The 15,619-nt window shown below is 39.5% G+C and carries 6 protein-coding genes and 1 pseudogene; 1 reads left to right on the top strand and 6 read right to left on the bottom strand.

The genetic code is table 11. From position 1 onward, the window contains the following. The 3 genes and pseudogenes from WBM60_RS00185 to WBM60_RS00175 form a co-directional block, all read right to left on the bottom strand. Positions 1 to 5,449 (bottom strand): annotated as a pseudogene (locus WBM60_RS00185) (hypothetical protein); the annotation flags it as partial. Then, positions 5,450 to 7,459, bottom strand: coding sequence for a PorP/SprF family type IX secretion system membrane protein (locus WBM60_RS00180; RefSeq protein WP_424277307.1), 2,010 nt, complete (start codon positions 7,457 to 7,459; stop codon positions 5,450 to 5,452). It lies immediately after the preceding pseudogene. An 8-nt stretch (positions 7,460 to 7,467) separates the two neighbouring features. Next, entirely contained in the window at positions 7,468 to 9,723 is a 2,256-nt protein-coding gene (locus tag WBM60_RS00175) for a gliding motility-associated C-terminal domain-containing protein (protein WP_424262437.1), read from the bottom strand. Positions 9,724 to 10,009: 286 nt separating this feature from the next. On the opposite strand from WBM60_RS00175, the gene WBM60_RS00170 reads away from it, so the two are divergent. Continuing rightward, complete coding sequence (locus WBM60_RS00170) at positions 10,010 to 11,704, top strand: glutamine--tRNA ligase/YqeY domain fusion protein (RefSeq protein ID WP_424282612.1); 1,695 nt, start codon at positions 10,010 to 10,012, stop codon at positions 11,702 to 11,704. Positions 11,705 to 11,963: 259 nt separating this feature from the next. Here WBM60_RS00170 and WBM60_RS00165 read toward each other — a convergent pair whose 3' ends face one another. The 3 genes from WBM60_RS00165 to WBM60_RS00155 form a co-directional block, all read right to left on the bottom strand. After that, entirely contained in the window at positions 11,964 to 12,884 is a 921-nt protein-coding gene (locus WBM60_RS00165; RefSeq protein ID WP_424262441.1) for an SPFH domain-containing protein, read from the bottom strand. A gap of 76 nt (positions 12,885 to 12,960) precedes the next feature. Beyond that, positions 12,961 to 14,484 (bottom strand): glutamate--tRNA ligase, encoded by a 1,524-nt coding sequence (gene gltX, locus WBM60_RS00160; RefSeq protein ID WP_424262443.1) that lies wholly within the window; start codon positions 14,482 to 14,484, stop codon positions 12,961 to 12,963. 53 nt (positions 14,485 to 14,537) lie between these two features. Next, entirely contained in the window at positions 14,538 to 15,587 is a 1,050-nt protein-coding gene (locus WBM60_RS00155; protein ID WP_424277306.1) for an alkane 1-monooxygenase, read from the bottom strand. Between the last annotated feature and the right edge of the window lie 32 nt (positions 15,588 to 15,619).

Genomic DNA, 15,619 nt, shown 5'->3' with positions numbered 1-15,619 from the left:
CATAATCAACAGTTATGGGATGACTGCCAATAGCCACATTATTAAAGACATTAGAAGCCTGCAGAGCCCCTCCGTCTATGCTATACATATAAGAAGGGTCGTTTGGTAATATGGTAATGTTTCCTGTACCATCACAATTGTAAGTGACGGCTGTACTTAATACTGGCTCAACGGGTAAAGGAGCAACAATGACATCCGGGATCGTTATAGAACAGGAAACTGCATTTGCATCCCTTACTCTTATTGAATAGGTGCCATCTATAAGTCCTGTAAATGTTGTTCCCCCAGGCGTAGATGCTGTCCAGGAACCTCCGTTCAGACTATATTGATAATCTCCCGAACCACCTGTTGTTGGAGTTACGCTGCCTACAGATATTTCACCTAATTGAAGACAGGTATAAGGCTGTGTTTGAACAGCCTCTGCTGCCAGCTGAGTAGGTTCAATTACATCTATAGAAGCGGTCTCTTCGCAGTTGTTCGCGTCTCTAACCCGAATTGCATATGTTCCTGCAGCAAGGTTTACAAAATTTCCTGATGCCTGATAAGTTACTCCATTATCTATACTGTATTCATAGGGCCCCATGCCATTTGCCGCAACAATAGTAATAGCTCCGTTACTATCTCCGAAGCACACCACAGGAGTTGCTGTTGGCGTAATAGTTATAGGCGCATCCTGGACAATAGTAATGTCGTACATGGCCTCGCAAAAAGTTACGTTTCCATTGTTATCGCGCACGTATACATCATAATCACCGGCCCCTGTAACTGTAATTGGGTTTACAGCACCAAAATCACCGGGAATTGGCGAAACGCCATTAGCTACAATGGCATAAACAAAATTGCCGTCGCCACCGGCGGCGGTTACGGTTATATCCGTTGTTGTTCCGCAAGCGGTAATGTTACCCGCAGAAGCCGTAACTGTTAATTCAGGATTGATGGTAATTGTATCTGTACCAGTACAGTTATTTCCATCAATTACATCTATAGTGTATGTTCCCGGACCTAGGCCTGCAAATACATTGTTGGTATCATATAACCCCCCATTAATTCGGTATTCAAAGTTTCCATCCCCACCAGATGTTACATTGGCAGTTAATGTCAAACCAGTTAGGTTGTCATAACAGACATCATTTGGCACTATGGCTAATACAGGAGGTAAGGCGGCATTCAAATCAAAAGTTGTGGTAACTACACAACCATTCGCATCGGTAACAGATGCAATATATGTTCCTAATTGCACCAGAGCCGTAAAAGTTCCGGTTGTGTTAGTCACAATTGTAATTGTATCAGGATAGGTTAAAGAATAACCATAACCTCCCCAACCATCAGCAGCAGTAAGGACTACACTACCCGGATCTGTACAAGTGGGTTGTGTTTCATTAGCCAGCAGGCTAAGAGCAGCCGCTGGGGCATCTACGGTAACAATTGCTGTATCAACACAATTGGTATTGTTATCTGTTACTGTAATATCATAAGTTCCCGCAGCCAGATTGGGTAGGGATATTGTTGTGTTTGTTTCTCCTGATCCACTAAAGGCAGAAGGTCCGGTTACAGTATAGTCATATGATGTGGCGAAGCCCGAAACGGTGTATAAAATCTCTCCATCCGCATCACCAAGACAGGAAATATTACTGATCAACTGCCCTACAACCCCAATAGGAGTTATCGGAGCAATCGTATAACTTTCTTCATAAACACAACCTTTATCGTCTGTAACCCTAAATGTATAGGTGTCTGGTGTAAGGCCATCAAAATCTGCAGAACTAGCCGATGTAGAGGTTGCGGAAATTGCCGCAGGGGCAATTATTTCAAAAACAAATGGTGTGTTGCCATCTACTACGGTTACAGTAACATCTGAAGTTTGCACCGGGCAATTGGGCGCCGTTGAAACAAAAGTGAGATCAGTAGGCTCGTTTAATGGATCAATAGTTACCGGGTTAGTTACAAAAACACAACCACTGGCATCTCTAACCGTAATGTTATAGGTCCCATCTGTGAGGTTAGAAAAAGATTCTGCCCCGGCTCCGGATACAAAATTCACCCCGTCAATACTGTATTCATAAGGAGCTGTACCCCCTGTAGTTCCCTGAGCTTCAATAATACCATTTTGAAGACAGGTATACTCTTGTATTAATACTGCCGTTCCTGTTACAGAATCAACAGGACCACCTATGGTAAATGTTTCCACAAAATCACAGGTATCTGTTCCATTGGTCTGCGTTAAAGTCAGGCTGTAATTCCCTTGTCCCAGTCCTGTAAAAGACCCTGAAGCATTGGTGGTGGTAGACGCATCGGGATAGGTCAGGGTATAAGTTACACTATATCCATTGTTATTAGTTACATTAACAGTAAAGGACCCGTCTGCCCCACCGAGGCAAGTTTCATCAACTACTGTCGTGGTATATTCTACGGCGGGAGCTACCGCAATCGTGGCTGTATTAGATAACGCCCAACAGTTATTGGCATCAACCACCACAAATACGTAATCGCCTTCTTCACCATTTGTAAAAGTGAAGTCGCTTAAATCCAGAAATTCAGCAGGAGGGATATCTGTAATATCTGAATAAGTTGTTACTCCATTAAAGCTCCAGATCGCATATAAATAATCCGGGTTAGGAAAACCACCTGAACCTGTTACGGTGATAACGCCATCGGTACAATCTATTGGTTTGGTTGTTACTGCATTTACGGCAAGATCTGTAACGTCGTTTATTGTAACTTGTTCTGTATAAGAACAGCCATCATCTGTTGTAACCAGAACATCATATACACCATCATTTAAGTTGAGAAAGGTATAATTGTTATCAATGGAAGGGCCAAATGTATCAACGGTTGTTCCGCCTTGCGATATTTCATAATAATATTGAGGCTCCACATCAAGGGCTGAAATAGAAATTTCGCCTAATCCATTACAATCGGTATCCTTAGTGGTAATGTTTACCTGAAAATTACGTTCCAGTACACCTATATCTTCCAATCTGAAAATACAGCCGTCTACTACACCTTGCTGACGCATTTCTATGGTATAGGCACCGTTTGAGTTAATTGTAAAACTAGGACCGTTTAGCGCGCTATAAGGCACCAGAATAGCTCCGTTAGTGGCGTCCAGCAGTTGGTATTCGTAATCAACAGGCATATTTGTTACTGTAATGTTTCCTGGTGAAAGGCAAATAAGATCAGTAACATTGTATTGTGGATCCAGCGGATTTTTGAAGATATTAAAGTAAAAACGACTAAAACATCCGTTTTGATAATTGATTATCAGCCTGTATTGACCGGCATCTGATGCAACGAAATTGTTTCCTGTACCCACATTGTTCCATCCACATCCGGAATCCTTATTGGCACAATCCGCAACAGAAGCACCACAACTTGTTTCATCAAGTTGCTCCCATTCTATACTATCGGCATCGGGAATATTAATTTGAATAAGTTCCGTATCGTTCAGCCCACAAAGGAATATTTTAGGCAATAGTTCTCCATCATTAGGACAGGTAACTACCTCGCCCTCAACGGTATTTGAAGTGTCATTGATTAAGGTAACAATAGGATTTATCTGGGTGGTTCCAAATAGTTCCACTGTAATAATTTCCTGAAATCCCTTACAAGGGTCAGCAACTATTTTATCTACGATATAAACACCTATATCATTAATTAAAAGAGTACTAGGATCACTGTCAGGGTCCCCGTCGTTTAATAAAGTATCACCCGGGTCAATTAAACCATCCAGATTTTCATCTTTATACCAGACGTAGGAGTCAAAATTGTCACCCGCATCAAGAAGTAAATCATCACCACAAAGTTGTACTGTTCTGCTATAATCACAGCTATCAAGATCATCCAACAAAAAGTTTGTAGCACCTGGAGTAACAAATCCGCAATTGTCAAAATCAGACACACTGGGATCATCCGTAATTTGCGCGCTGTTTATAACTCCCTGGTAAGTAGAATAGGCCTGATTAGCAATCAAATCAGTGCAGGCGTCCACAAAATCAAAACAATTTTCAGCTACCCGTACCCTTAATCTTATCTCCGAAAGGGGATCACCCTCTTCAATTAAATTGTCTGGAATGCTAAAAGAAATTTCATTGGCTACTGGGTCATAAACATAGGTTACTCCCGGCGGCAATACCAAATCCGATTCTATAACCGTGACATTGACTGGTAATATATCCCTCAAAACATAGTTTGTAGCGTCATCATTACCTATATTTTGAAAACCAAGCACGTAGTCTAATAACTGCCCTAAGTTTACGCCTAAACCGGTAATGTCATTTCCTGCTATATCCTCAACGGTTTTTTCCACAATAATGTTGGGTTCAATAATCTCAACATTAAAAGAGTTAAAGAAAGGATAATATTGATCTCCGTTTGATGTAAATCTAAACGTAGCATCAGTTTCTGTATTAGGTATTACAGAGTTTGCCGGGTTATTAAGCAAAAATATGTCCGTATCATAACCCAAAGTATTTACACTATTCGGATTTCTGTTGTTGGTTATTGCGCCATTAAGCGTGATGTTACTATTAAAGAAGTTATTGGCTGGGTTTACAGCATTGCTAATTGTAGTAAATCCGGGATTACTGGCAGCCCTTATGCGCATTCTGTCGCCGGTAATTCTATTATCTCCCTCCAAAGCGGCAGCTCCTATATTTGCCCTCACCGGGCCCACGGGAATAGTACTAAATCCGCTGTAGTTTATATCCACAGAGGGATTAGCACTTCTTACTCTGGCAAAACCATCAAAAGTGGTAATTAATTTACCGGTATAAGTGGGATTTTCATATACAATAACAAGCGTCCACCCTCCTGCGGCCCCTCCTCCAGGAGACAGGGAACCCACTACCGATCGAACATTTGCAATAGTATAATCACCCGACGGATCTGCCAAAGGGGTAATTAATGCGGTAACATCTGCATAACATGCATACGGACTATTTTGAGTTACCGAAGGATCTCCACTGGTAAATCCGTCGAACAGAATTTCATCTGCAACAACATCTACATAAGCCCCTCCGGGCACCATAAGTTTTACCTGGTTAAAATCGTTTTGCCTTCCGGTACCAAGGGGTTGTCCGGCCTGCGCACTGGGATAAGTAGCTGACCAGTATAGGCCCGCATAGCGAATAAGATTACAGCTTGCCTGTGGGAAGTTAAAGGTAGCACTACTTGAACTAAAAGTAGTAGGGTCTCCGTCCACATCAATATACTGCATATTTAGCCAGTCATTGTAAGTGGAAGAGTTTCCGGTAGAGTTATATGCATCTTCCGGTTGGGTACTGCCGGTACCTCCGTTTCGGTTAACGATATTATTAGCTATAAAAGTAAGATCACCTCTGAGGTTGTTCTGATACCGAACATCAAAAGTGTTGAATTCTTGTGAAATACCTATATAGGAAAAAAGTACCACACAGGTAAAAAGAAATTTCTTAGTAAAGGTTGGTTTCATCTAGGTTATTAAGTTTGGTGTAACGCGCATGATCCACATTTTATCATCATATGCGTCATTTAGTTTTGAGTAGTAAGATATGAGGGCGTTGTTCCAGGATTCATGGCGCTTTAAATAAACATACCGATAGTTATTTTCGGGATTTATAAAGTAACTGGCACTGAGCCCCTGGGAGTTTAATAGTTTTACAAAGCGATTGGCATTTCTAGGGTTTGCAAAGACATTGGCTATAATGTAATATCCGGAACCAACACCATTAATAAATTGACTTTTCGACTTTGGCTCGCCGCCTTTAACATTATCCCTTACAACAACATTCTTTTGAAGAACATCTGTGTCATATTCGGAAGATTTCTTACGAATTTTATTTGCATTTTCGGCATAGGCCTCGTTGGTATAGCGGTTATCAACATTCATTACCCATAGTTCGCCACTATAGGTTCCGTTTAATCCGGATTTGTGCGCGGCCAGGGCCTCCTTCCATGTATCGTATCTCTTTAGATACACATACTTTAATCCGTTTTTTGGATTGTCAATATAATCAGCGCTTAGCCCCTGATTATTAAGATTGTCAATGAATTTATTCAGGTAATGTTTGCCTTTGTAAACATTCGCAACTACATAGTATCCATTTTCCACACCTTCCAGGTCTCTGAATTTTTGGCCTTTAACATTGTTGCGCTTGGCTTCCTGAATAAATACGTCTGCCTGAGTTTTTTTCCTGACTATAGGTTTGTATTCAGTTGGACTAGGTTTCTCTACATTTTCAACAATCGCTGTTTTGTCGTTATTAATGAAATACATTTCCCTGGCCTTTTCTTCAAGATCAGGGCGCTCTCCATTGGTTTCATTCCGTACCATGCGCATAACCATCTCAAATCTTCTTTCAAGATCTTTTTCGCGATTGGTCTCTATAGAGTCCTGCCTGAACATAAGCTCAGCAAGGATCGCGTCATTTTCCGCCAGGCGACGCTTGAGTTCTGTAATTTCTTCGTCATCAGAAGCAAGGGATTCTTCTAGCACTTCTTGTTCTTCTTCAATATTTGCAATTGCTTCTTCATTTTCTTCCAGCATTACCCTGTCTTCTGTAAGGTTAGGAGTGAACGAGTAGGCAAAGGAAATTTCGTGGGTAGTACCAAAGTTGTCAAAACTATTTGACAGACCTTTCTCCATGGTATATCCCAGAGAGAGTCTTTTTCCAAGGTTAAAACCTATTCCGGCAGAAGCCCCGTAAAAGCTGTCGTATCCTGCTTGTATCCAACCTAGTTTTGGTAAGTCAAAAATTAGATTACCACCTAAAACAACATCTTCCTGACCAACCTGTCTGACCCTGGCCAGTGGCATCAATCGGGAGTTTTCAAATACTCCGGAGTTATTTTCCAGCTCATAAGTATATTGTAAATGAGCAGAGAAGGTTTTGTCCTTAAAGTCCGTAATAGATTGACTTGTTTTTAGATTATAATCAAAAAGGTTTTCCGCAAAAACACCGAAATCAAACTGATCATATGAAATGTTAAAGCCCGGTTGAAAGGAAAGCAGAGAACTATCCTGAAAACCATTCAATAGCGGATCGAGCTCTATAGGGTTGGCCCTGTTCTGATCCAAGCCGCTGCTGTAATAGGATAAGTTTGCTCCAAAAGTGAAATTACTTTTATCACTTAATTTTACCCCATAAGCATAATTGGCTAATATTCCGTAATTACTAACAACTCCCTCCCTTTGCGTATACAGACTTAATCCTAGTCCGGATCTATCGTTAATTCTACCGCTGTAACTAAGGAAATATAACTGGTTATTATCATCAAAAGATACCGATTGGTTTCTATGCAAAAGATTAATATATGACAAGTCTTCACGAACTGTTGAGAAAGTCGGATTGATTAAAAATCTATTAAACTTTAATAGGTTCTGTGAAGGCACATCATAAGAGATAAAAGGATTCTCTTCCTGTGCACTTATTTTAGTAAGTGCCATGATGAACAATAACAGGTATGCGAGCTTTAGTTTCATTTTTCCGGTTAACGAATAATGGTTATGGTTCCTTGTTTTAAAACTTCATTTGCGTCTTTAATCTTATAGAAAAAGACCATATTTTGTTTGGCAAAAGTCATTGAAGATTCTGGCCAGTTATTTTGATAATTGAATTCATTTAATACTTCTTTACCTGCGCTATTGAAGATGACTACATTCACTTCAGCCTTGTTGGAGTAGGAATTAGGAATAATCCATTGATCATTTATTCCGTCGCCATTGACAGTAATAACATTAGGTATTTTAAAGTTGTCAAGATATTCTACGGTTAACTCCCTGCTTACTTCACAATTCCCTATAGTTGCTATAAGAACATAAGAGCCTTCTTCTGTAAATGTTACGGAGGAGGAAGTACTTATTTCTGTATTATTAGAATCATACCACCTGTAGGAGTCACCGCCACTTGCGGTAACAGTTCTGGAGCTACTTTCAGGAAAAACGATTGTACCTGAGGGATCAAGACTTATCAATGCAGGATCCAGACCAGAGATAACTATTTCATTAGAAGGAAGAGGACAACCATTTCTATCTAATACCAACTGGTATGTTCCTGGTTCTGTTACCGTAAGAGCTATATCGGTGACATTTAGATTTATACCATCTCTAAACCAATCATAAGATTCACCAGTCAAATTCGTGGCAGTGTTTATTGTAATCGGTTCTGAAGGACCACAACTAATTTGACCGGTACTATTAATGGTTAAAGTCTCATTTACCAATAGCTGAACAGCCAGGGAGTTTGAAGTTGCGTTATATGTGGTAATATTTCCGTCTACTTCATAATTACCGTTTTCAGTAATATCCGTTAAACTTAGGCTTGCCGAAGTTTCTCCACTTATAGGACTGCCATCTTTTTTCCACTGGTATGAAAATCCGGAGATAAGAGAAGCAGTTACATCAGTTACGCCCCCAGCCAAATCTATGGCATTAATAGCCGCTACATCAAGGACAATACTGTTGTTTGCACACGCCGTATAAGCAGAGGCATAATCAATTACAATCTCAAAAGAAGCAGGAGTAACTACCGTAGTTGCTTCAGAATCTATAGAGGTTGAAGAACACGGTCCACCGCTTAGGGAAATTCGGGCAAAATATGAACCGGTTTCTGTTTCACTTACCGTCAAACTATTGCTTGTAGCTCCCGATACCGGGCTACCATCTCTATACCATTGATAAGTAGGAGAAGAAGCGTCAGTTGTGACACTTAATATTTCATTTTGTCCGGGCAGCACTACTACGTTCGCAGGATTATTTCTGGTTACCGTAAAATTCCCGGCATTAGTTATGGTCACGGCTGAAGATCTTTCTACACAAGCTCCGGGACCAAAAATTTCGACCTGATAATCTCCTTCAAACCCGGGCACAGAAGCATCTACAGTAAAAATGTAATTATTAGATGATGGAATGGCTGTACCATCTTTAAACCAGGCATATGTTAAACTGGCATTATTAATATTGGCTTCAAGATTTTCAGTTTCACCAGCACATAAGTCAGTTTTAGTAGGAGTGTTAATAGCTATTCCTAAACTGGCCCCTGTGGTTACATCGATTATGTTTGAAAGGGTATTACCAGATCCGGAGCACGCTCCATAATCAATTTCTACATTATACATTCCTGCCTGTGAAGCCGTAATGGTATTACTTTTTTCGGCTAAAGGCGATCCGCTTCTGTACCAATTATACTGATAGGTATTTGCATTAGGAAGATTATAAACCTCCAGGGTGATTGAGTTTCCGTTACAGACTTCAGCCGTACCATCTCCGAAGTCGGCATTGCCTTGTTGCCTGATCGTAAGACCTGAATTTACATCAATAAAGTACATGGGATATGCGGCAGATGAGGCTCCAATAACAGCCGGACTTGTGCTTCTAACTCTCATTTTATAGCCTTCTCCCCTGGTATCTGTGGGAAGTGAAAACTGAATAAAGAAATCAAAATTTGTGTTTTTTGTAGCATCTCGGGCAAGTTCTACAGGACTTGCAAAGCTCCCGCTCGCATCTGAGAGCTCAAGAATAAATTCATTATCACTGTTAACTAATGGAGGACTCCAGGTGAAATTTACCCAGTAGTCATTAAAAGTGCCGGAGGCACAGGCCTTATCCCAGGGAGAACTTCCGGGAGGAGGAGTCTGGTTAGGTGCGGCAACAGGAGCATTTAAAACCTGTGCACTGAGTTGCATGCATCCTAACAGCAGTATGGTCAAAAAGAAATACTTGATTTTAAAGGATAGTTTTGCTCTCATAAGTAGTGTAGTTTTGGGGGAACTACAGTTTTACCTTTTACTGGATTTGGGTTTTGGCAAACCGTATTGGGTGTTCGTTATTTTTTCGTTTTACATGCGTTGTTAAAGTTTTACTCGAATTTACCAGTGTATTTAACAACAAATATGTCATTTAATTACCTGGCTGGGAATTTAATGTTGTAGCACTAATTAAATATGTTGTGAAATCAGGTTATTGTATGGTGAGGATCTTTTATAGGTGGTCATACCCTCATTTTTCCTACATTTGTGCTTCAAATTCGAATCCATGAGTGAATCACCTAAATCACTTAATTTTATAGAACATATTATTGAAGAAGACCTGGCTAAGGGGTTTCCTGCTAATGCATTAAGATTTCGGTTTCCACCAGAACCAAATGGCTACCTGCACATTGGCCACGCAAGCTCTATTTGCCTTAATTTTGGCCTTGGTCTGCGCTATAATGCACCTGTAAACCTGAGGTTTGATGACACTAACCCCATAAAAGAAGAACAGGAGTATGTAGACGCCATTAAGCGGGATGTAGAGTGGATGGGATTTGAATGGGATACAGAATGTTATGCTTCAGATTATTTTCAATCTCTGTTTGATTGGGCACTGGAACTTATAGAACAAGGAAAAGCCTATGTAGATAGCCAATCGTCGGAAGAGATGGCCAAACAAAAAGGCACTCCAACAGAACCAGGGGTTAATAGCCCATATAGAGATCGGTCTGTTGCGGAAAACATTGAACTTTTTAAAGGAATGAAAGAGGGTCTTTATGAGGAAGGAACCCATGTTCTCCGAGCTAAAATAGATATGTCATCGAGTAATATGTTAATGCGCGACCCGATTATGTATCGCATCCTGAAGCGTGCGCATCACAGAACAAATACCGATTGGTGTATTTATCCTATGTATGACTGGACGCATGGAGAGAGTGATTATATAGAACAGGTTACTCACTCATTGTGTACTCTTGAGTTTGCTCCTCACAGAGAATTATATGATTGGTTTCTCGATAACGTAGCTGATCCTAAGAAAATAAGACCTAAACAGCGTGAATTCGCCCGGAGAAACTTAAGTCACACGGTTGTAAGTAAGCGTAAATTACTACAATTGGTTGAAAAAGGACTTGTAAATGGTTGGGACGATCCAAGAATGCCCACTATATCCGGACTTAGGAGAAGAGGTTTTACTCCGGTATCTATCCGGAATTTTGCAGAGACCATAGGAATCGCTAAGAGGGAAAATGTTGTGGATGTTTCACTCCTGGAATTTCACATTAGAGAACATCTCAATAAAATTGCACCCAGGGTAATGGCTGTTTTGAATCCTTTAAAATTGGTAATAACCAATTATCCTGAAGGCGAAGAAGAATGGCTTCAGGCAGAAAATAACCCGGAAGATGAATCAGCCGGTTTTCGTCAGCTACCTTTTTCTAAAGAGTTATACATAGAACAGGAAGATTTTAGGGAAGAGGCTAACAGAAAGTTTTTTAGATTAAAACTAGGCGGCGAAGTACGTCTTAAGAATGCATATATCATTAAGGCGGAGAGTTGTACTAAGGATGCAGAGGGAAATATTTTGGAAGTTCAATGCACTTATGATCCGAAAAGCAAGAGCGGTAGTGGAAGCGAAGAAAGTTTGCGAAAAGTTAAAGGCACCCTTCATTGGGTCTCTATTAAACACGCTTTGCCTGTTGAGGTGAGATTGTATGATAGGCTCTTTACAGATGAAACACCCGATGGGCATAAGGATAAAGATTTTCTGGAATTTATTAACCCAAATTCGCTAGAGGTTATTACCGGTTATGTTGAACCCAGTCTGAAAGAAGCAAATATTAACGATCGTTTTCAATTTCAGAGATTAGGATATTTTAATGTAGATGAAGATTCAACCCGGGAAAAAATGGTATTTAACAGAACCGTAACTCTTCGTGATACATGGGCCAAAATAGAACATAAACCCTTGAATAAATAAACCTTATCTATTTAAATATTACGATTGGTATTATTTATACAAATCGATTAATATGGGGCTTGTTTAAGAGCTTCTCCCCTTCGCGACATACTTTAGTAAAGCACTAAGGTTAAATAAACCAATAGAAGTTACCTATCGCAGTTTTACAATTAATTAGGGGGATAAAACCATTATATTCAAGAATATATTATAAAAAGAAAACTCCCGCCAGAATTGTTCCAGGCGGGAGTTTAAAAAACGCTCATTAATTTTTTGTTCCTTATTTTTTAGGATTTTGTTTCTTCATAGATTCACCTATCATATTACTTGCAGTAAATGAAGCCACCATGTTATTCAGCATATCACTGCCGGCCTGTGGTGAATTTGGCAGTAATATTAGATTGGTATTTGTAGCCTCGCCGATAGATTGAAGCGTGTCATAGTGCTGGGTTACCACAATAAGAGCTGAGGCCTCCTGAGAATTTATCCCCACTTTATTAAGTACTTCTACAGATTCTTCCAATCCTCTTGCGATTTCCCGTCTTTGATCTGCAATACCCTGGCCTTGTAAACGCTTACTTTCTGCTTCTGCCTTAGCCTTTTCAACGATCAGGATTCTCGCTGCATCTCCTTCAAACTGTGCAGCTATCTTTTCACGTTCTGAAGCATTAATTCTGTTCATAGCCTCTTTTACCTGAGCATCCGGGTCAATATCGGTCACCAAAGTTTTTATAATATCGTATCCATAGTCCAACATGGCTTCCTGTAATTCGAATTTTACCGCTATAGCAATATCATCTTTCTTTACAAAGACATCGTCTAATTTCATTTTAGGAACCTCTGCCCTAACCACATCAAAGACATAAGAAGTAATTTGATCGTGTGGATATTCTAACTTATAGAATGCCTCATAAACTTTGTCTTTAAGAACCACATATTGTACTGAAATTTTCAGCTTTACAAATACATCGTCCAAAGTTTTGGTTTCAACAATAACATCTAATTGCTGTATTTTAAGGCCCAGGCGAGCCGCGATACGATCTATCATCGGAATTTTCATCTGTAATCCTGAATTTCTGATGCTGTGAAACCTTCCAAACCGCTCAACAATCACAGCAGTTTGTTGTTTGACAGTGAAAAATGAGGCCATAAGAATAAAAAGACCAATGATAATAATAGGTATAAGAAGTAAATTGCCCATAGTGTATAAATTAAGTTAGTGAATACTATTTAAAATATAGAAATGTAGAAGATATGTCGGAATTATATCCAATTTGTTACAATTTGGCCAACGCTGTTCTAATCCTATTTAGAGTTTCTTCCTTTCCAACCAAAGCCATGATATCAAATAAATGCGGACCTTTTAAATCCCCTACCATAACTAATCTTAAAGGAGCCATAACCTGTCCGAATGTAAATTGCTCTTCCCCAATCCATTTTTTAATTATTTTTTCAAGTTCAGGAGAAGAAAAATCTTCTAAGGATTCCAGGATTAAGGCAATTTTATTCAAAATAGAAGGTGTATTTTCTTTCCACTGTTTTTTAACCACCTTTTCGCTATATGAATTTGGTGTCTGGAAAAAGTAGTTGCCCAGTTCCCAAAAGTCTGACACAAAAGATGCGCGCTCTTTTATCAAAGAAATTACGCTGGTAATATAATCATCATTAGTAAAAAGACTAATATCAAATGCTTGTTCTTTATCTAATTTTTCAGCCAGTATGGGTTTAAAGGAATCTAGTAAAACTATATCATCTTGTTCTTGCAGGTAATGATGATTATACCACTTGGTTTTTTCAGGATCAAATCTGGCGCCGGATTTGTGTACCCGACTTAGGTCGAAAGCTTTAATCAGCTCATCCAGTTTGAAAAGCTCCTGTTCCGTACCGGGATTCCAACCCAATAGTGCGAGAAAATTTACCACTGCTTCCGGAAAGTAACCAGCCTCTTTGTAGCCTACAGAATCCCCCCATGAAAGTGGAAATATTGGAAACCCACCTTTTTCCCCATCGCGTTTACTCAATTTACCTTTTCCTTCAGGTTTCATAATTAATGGAAGATGAGCAAATTTAGGGGCATGCCATCCAAAAGCATCATATAATTGTGTATGAAGGGCCAACGAAGGCAGCCATTCTTCACCGCGAATGACGTGACTTATCTCCATAAGATGATCGTCTACAATATTAGCCAGATGATAAGTGGGCATTCCATCACTTTTATATAAAACCTTATCATCTAATATGTTGGTGTCAATTTGTATATCACCCCTAATAATATCCTTTAGATGCAATACTTCATCCTCTGGGGTATAAAAGCGGATAACATAATTTTGTTGATTGGCCAACCTGTTTTGAAGTTCTTCCGGTGTGAGGGAGAGCGAATTATCTAGTTTTAGACGATTATGCCAATTATATATAAACGTTTTACCCTTACTTTCATGGTCCTTTCGGTGAGCATCAAGGCTGTCTGCGGAGTCAAAAGCGTAATAAGCCTTTCCGGTCTCAACGAGCAGATCTGCATATTTCTTGTAAAGTAATTTTCGCTCGCTTTGTCTGTATGGGCCATAACCTGATTCTTTTCCCGGACCTTCGTCAAAGGGAATACCACACCAGTTTAAGGCATCAATGATATACTTCTCTGCCCCTTCCACATACCTATTTTGATCTGTGTCTTCTATTCTGAGAATGAAATCGCCATTGTTTTGTTTAGCGAAGAGATAATTATAAAGGGCAGTTCTAACCCCACCTATATGTAGTGGCCCTGTTGGACTTGGCGCGAACCGAACACGAACTTTTTGAGTCATTTAAATAAAGTTAGGCGACAAAGATAGTTGTAAAAAAAGCACGATAAAATAAATTATAAACTTGCTGCTTTCATTTCATCAGGGATTCTGGGATTCATTACTCTAAACCATAGAGGAGGTAGAAATGAAAGGACCATTGAAGTGGGATAACCAAAGGGCATCTGTGGTGAACTATCATGATAATCCAAAATCTGGTATTTTTTGGATGACTTAAAATGGTGGTCACTATGTCTCGTCAATTCATATAAAATGATACGACCCATTACATGATTACTGTTCCAAGAATGAACTTCGCGAACTCGCTCATAGCGGCCTGAGGGTAGTTTTTTTCTGATCAATCCATAATGTTCTATATAATTAACAGTTTCAAGGAGTAAAAAACCCACTAATGCTGCCAGGATGGCATATATTAAAACTAAATAACCAAATACGTAGTAGATAAAAATTAAGTACATCAACTGAATTATGGTATACCACAGCATATCATTATATACGGAGAACATACCCCTGTTATGGGATCTCAGCAGTTTTCTCTGAATAACCCAGGCATTTATGTATTGCCGTGAAACAGAAGTTATCCAAAAAGAATATACCGATTGGTTATATTTTGCAGTAGCAGGATCGTCCTTTGTGGCCGCATTAAGATGATGCCCAAAATTATGTTCAATGTAGAAATGCATGTATAAAGACGGAAGAAGTAAAAGCTTACCCAAAAAACGTTCATAACTGTTTGCGCGGTGCCCTAATTCATGAGCTACATTAATACCATTGGTTCCCAATACAATACCCATTGATATTATTATTCCCAACAATTCATGCTTTGCATATGAACTGCTGGCAAGTTCATTTAATGAATAGTAAAGGAGCCCAAAAACCAGGGGAATATTTAAATAAAGTAACCAGTCAAAAAGTTTATTTTTCAGACTGGCTTCTCTTTCCTGTCCTTCAAGGTTTGTGCCATTTATGGGGAGTAACAACTCCATAGCCGGGATCAGCAAAAACGCGTATACCGGCGTAATAAAACTCCAATATCCCTTAAAGTATATTCCAATAAAGGCTGAGATTGGTATAGTAAATGCGGCAAGGTACTTTAAATCTTTCATTCACTACTTTTTAACAAATATTTGAGGCAAAA

Source organism: Eudoraea sp. (assembly GCF_049669105.1).
In the GTDB taxonomy this organism is placed as follows: domain Bacteria; phylum Bacteroidota; class Bacteroidia; order Flavobacteriales; family Flavobacteriaceae; genus Eudoraea.
This window is presented reverse-complemented; position numbering and strand designations above follow the sequence as displayed.

Coding starts and splice junctions, on each gene's coding strand:
- WBM60_RS00180 (WP_424277307.1), bottom strand. CDS start 7,459: ATGAAACTAAAGCTCGCATACCTGTTATTGTTCATCATGGCACTTACT.
- WBM60_RS00175 (WP_424262437.1), bottom strand. CDS start 9,723: ATGAGAGCAAAACTATCCTTTAAAATCAAGTATTTCTTTTTGACCATA.
- WBM60_RS00170 (WP_424282612.1), top strand. CDS start 10,010: ATGAGTGAATCACCTAAATCACTTAATTTTATAGAACATATTATTGAA.
- WBM60_RS00165 (WP_424262441.1), bottom strand. CDS start 12,884: ATGGGCAATTTACTTCTTATACCTATTATTATCATTGGTCTTTTTATT.
- gltX (WP_424262443.1), bottom strand. CDS start 14,484: ATGACTCAAAAAGTTCGTGTTCGGTTCGCGCCAAGTCCAACAGGGCCA.
- WBM60_RS00155 (WP_424277306.1), bottom strand. CDS start 15,587: ATGAAAGATTTAAAGTACCTTGCCGCATTTACTATACCAATCTCAGCC.